We start from the raw sequence: 3,153 nt of genomic DNA, 5'->3' as shown, positions 1-3,153 counted from the left end.
GGAGCGCTTCGCCAACGCCACATGAGAAGCGGGACTTTACTGCACCAAACGGTTACTGCATTCTCCAATCGCGCTGAGCTTGCCGGAGCGTGTAAGAAAGTACCATGGACCAACCAGCATTCGCCATTCCATTTCCGAGCCTGTCGCCTGAAATCTACACCCAGATTCGCGATACCGCGCGGCGTTTCGCGGAAAGCCATGTACGGCCCCTCGCCCGTGAACTCGATGAGGCGGAGACCTTTCCCGAAGCCATCTATGCGGACATGGCCGAGCTCGGTCTCTTCGGCATTACCGTGCCACAGGATTTTGGCGGAGCCGGGCTCGATTCATTGTCTTACGCGCTCGTCATGGAAGAACTCTCGCGGGGCTATTCCTCGGTGGCCGATCAATGCGGACTGGTCGAGCTCATCGGTACGCTTCTGTCGGTGCATGGCAGCCCGGCCCAGCGCGATGCCCATCTCGCTGACATTCTCGCGGCAAGACGGCGCGTGGCCTACTGCATCACCGAGACAGAGGCCGGCACGGACGTCTCGGCGGTCAAGACAACCGCCGTGCGTGACGGAGCGGGCTGGCGGTTGAGTGGCTCCAAGGTGTGGATTCACAATGCGCCAATTGCCGACGTCGGCTTCGTGCTGGCCCGCACCGACCTCGCGGCAGGCCATCGGGGGATGTCGATTTTCATCGTCGACCTTGACGCCAAGGGCGTCACACGCGGAAAGAAAGAACACAAGATGGGCCAGCGTGCTTCCCCGGTTGGCGCGCTGCATTTCGACAACGTGGCGCTGACAAACGACGCACTGCTAGGTCCCCTCAACCGCGGCTTCCACATCATGATGGGTGTGCTCGACAAGGGGCGGATCGGCATTGGCGCACTTGCCGTCGGCATCGCCCAGGCAGGTTTGGAGGCGGCTCTCGACTATGCCCGAACCCGCCGCCAGTTCGGTCGCGCAATCGCCGACAACCAGGGCCTGCAGTGGATGCTCGCCGACATGCAAAAGGATGTTACCGCAGCCCGTGCGCTCGTACACCGGGCCGCGATGGTGATGGATGCTGGGCTGCCCGCCACAATGGATTGCTCGATCGCCAAGTGCTTCGCAGCAGATGCTGCGGTACAGCACACCGCCAACGCCGTTCAGATCTTCGGGGGGTCTGGTTACATTCGCGGTTTCGTGGTCGAGCGCTTGTACCGGGACGCCAAGATAACGCAGATCTACGAAGGCACGAACCAGATACAGCGCAGCATCATTGCGCGTGAACTGCTGAAGGCGACCTGAGATGAATCCTTTCGAAGCCGCTCTTGGTACCGCCGTATCCTGTGCCAAAACCGTAAGCGAGAGCGATATCTATCTTTTTGCCGGAATCACGGGCGACTTCTCGCCCAACCATGTCGACGAAGCTGCCATGTCCAGGACAGAGTATGGCGGCCGCATCGCACACGGGGCGCTGCTGGTGGGCTACATGTCGCGCGCCTCTACCTTGATCGGTGACCGCTGCGAAGCTCTGATGGCGGAGTGCTATCCGGTCTCGCTCGGCTATGACCGCATCCGCTTTCTCGCCGGCGTCCGGATCGGTGACACGATCACGATTTCCTATCGCATCGAGAGCGTCGATGCAGTCAAGATGCGGACAAACGCCGCCGTCAGCATTCACAACCAGTCGGGCACATGCTGCGCGGTCGCCACCCATGTCATGCGCTGGCTGCAGCGGCCGGAGATCTGAAAGCGACGCCCGGCACGAAACACAGGGGGAGAGCGACAATGCCTGCCATTAGTATCCGGAAGTTCGGCCGTCTGGGCTTTGACATCACCGATATGGGGTTTGGAGCGGCGCCCATCGGAAATTTTCTGAGACCCATTCCCGAAGAGGAGGTCGGCGCGATGGTCGCCAGAGCCTGGGATGCGGGCATGCGCTACTTCGATACCGCTCCCTACTATGGCCACGGACTGTCCGAGTTGCGCCTCGGCAATTACCTTCGCTGGAAGCCGCGCCATGAATTCGTGCTTTCGAGCAAGGTGGGCCGGGTTCTTCGGGCAGCGCGCCGGGAAGACATCGAGTTCAAGCCCTGGGTCGACGGCGCCCCCTTCAAATGCCAGTTCGACTATTCATATGACGGTACGATGCGTAGCTTCGAGGACTCGCTGCAGAGACTGGGCCTGGAATACATCGACATTCTGTTCATCCACGATGCCGACGTGTTCACTCACGGTGCGGAAATGCAGAAGGTCTACTTCCGCCAAGCCATGGATGGCTGTTACCGCGCCCTCCACGAGTTGCGTGAGCAGGGTCTCGTTAGGGCGATCGGTGTCGGCGTCAACAACTGGGAAGTCATGCTGGACTTCATGAAGGCGGGTGACTTCGACACATTACTAATGGCTGGTCGCTATACTCTCCTTGAACAGGAGTCTCTGGACGAGCTCTTGCCGCTGTGCGAACGGCGTGGCACAGCCGTCGTGATCGGCGGCGGCTTCAACGGCGGCATCCTGGCGACCGGCGCCGTACCCGGCGCCAAGTGGAATTACGCCCCAGCCCCCGAACATCTCATGCAGAAGGTCAGGCGGATCGAAGCCGTCTGTGCCCGGTATAAGGTGCCGCTTCCGGCGGCTGCGCTGCAGTTCTTGCTGGCACATCCGACCGTCGCGTCGCATGTGCCGGGAACCCGGACCGTGGCGCAGATGAACCAGAACATCGCGTTGATGGAGCATCCGGTTCCGGCGGAGCTGTGGGCCGACCTGAAACGCGAGGGCCTGCTCCGGGAGGACGCACCCGTTCCGGCCTCTGGCTGACGGCGGGATCAATCCTGCAAGGGCCGCAGGATGAGTTGCGCTGCGCCGACAAGTCCGGCGTCATCGCCCAGCATCGAACGCGCGATCTCGACGCCGCGGAACGGCGGCATGAGGCGCGCATCCACTAGCGGACGGATTATCGGAGCCAGGACATCGAACGCGTTTGCAACGCCGCCGCCAATGACCACGCGTTGCGGACTGAGCACGTGGATCACCGCCACCAAACCAAGCGCGATGTCGTCGGCGGCAGACTCCGCGAAGGCCAAGGCCGAAGCTGCGGCCAAGAACGTGCCGGCGGCGCAGACCGAGGTCGGCGGCATGGCCGTGCTCGGCAAGCCCACGGCGCCGGAACGTCCCAAGGCCCCCGGCC

Annotated in this window: 4 protein-coding genes; 3 read left to right on the top strand and 1 reads right to left on the bottom strand. The window is 62.2% G+C overall.

Features of this window, described 5'->3' with window-relative positions:
* Positions 1-104: 104 nt before the first annotated feature.
* Genes WCJ41_RS20995 through WCJ41_RS20985 form a run of 3 tightly spaced genes read left to right on the top strand, consistent with a single transcriptional unit; the run spans position 105 to position 2,783 of the window.
* The gene (locus WCJ41_RS20995; RefSeq protein ID WP_336907786.1) at positions 105-1,274 is read left to right on the top strand and encodes an acyl-CoA dehydrogenase family protein; all 1,170 of its coding nucleotides are present in this window, start codon (positions 105-107) and stop codon (positions 1,272-1,274) included.
* A 1-nt stretch (position 1,275) separates the two neighbouring features.
* Entirely contained in the window at positions 1,276-1,719 is a 444-nt protein-coding gene (locus WCJ41_RS20990; protein WP_336907785.1) for a MaoC/PaaZ C-terminal domain-containing protein, read from the top strand.
* 38 nt (positions 1,720-1,757) lie between these two features.
* Positions 1,758-2,783, top strand: a complete 1,026-nt coding sequence (locus tag WCJ41_RS20985; RefSeq protein WP_336907784.1) for an aldo/keto reductase — start codon at positions 1,758-1,760, stop codon at positions 2,781-2,783.
* An 8-nt stretch (positions 2,784-2,791) separates the two neighbouring features.
* On the opposite strand, the gene WCJ41_RS20980 is transcribed toward WCJ41_RS20985, so the two are convergent.
* Positions 2,792-3,153: ROK family protein (locus WCJ41_RS20980; RefSeq protein WP_336907783.1), on the bottom strand; the 362-nt coding region annotated here is incomplete at its 5' end.

Origin of the sequence: Aestuariivirga sp. (assembly GCF_037139295.1) — a bacterium.
In the GTDB taxonomy this organism is placed as follows: domain Bacteria; phylum Pseudomonadota; class Alphaproteobacteria; order Rhizobiales; family Aestuariivirgaceae; genus Aestuariivirga.
The sequence above is the reverse complement of the archived record's forward strand: the minus strand, read 5'-3'. Positions and strand labels throughout refer to the sequence as shown.

Bases quoted from the DNA above. Each gene is read 5' to 3' on its own strand.
- WCJ41_RS20985 (WP_336907784.1), top strand. From the start codon at position 1,758: ATGCCTGCCATTAGTATCCGGAAGTTCGGCCGTCTGGGCTTTGACATC.
- WCJ41_RS20995 (WP_336907786.1), top strand. From the start codon at position 105: ATGGACCAACCAGCATTCGCCATTCCATTTCCGAGCCTGTCGCCTGAA.
- WCJ41_RS20990 (WP_336907785.1), top strand. From the start codon at position 1,276: ATGAATCCTTTCGAAGCCGCTCTTGGTACCGCCGTATCCTGTGCCAAA.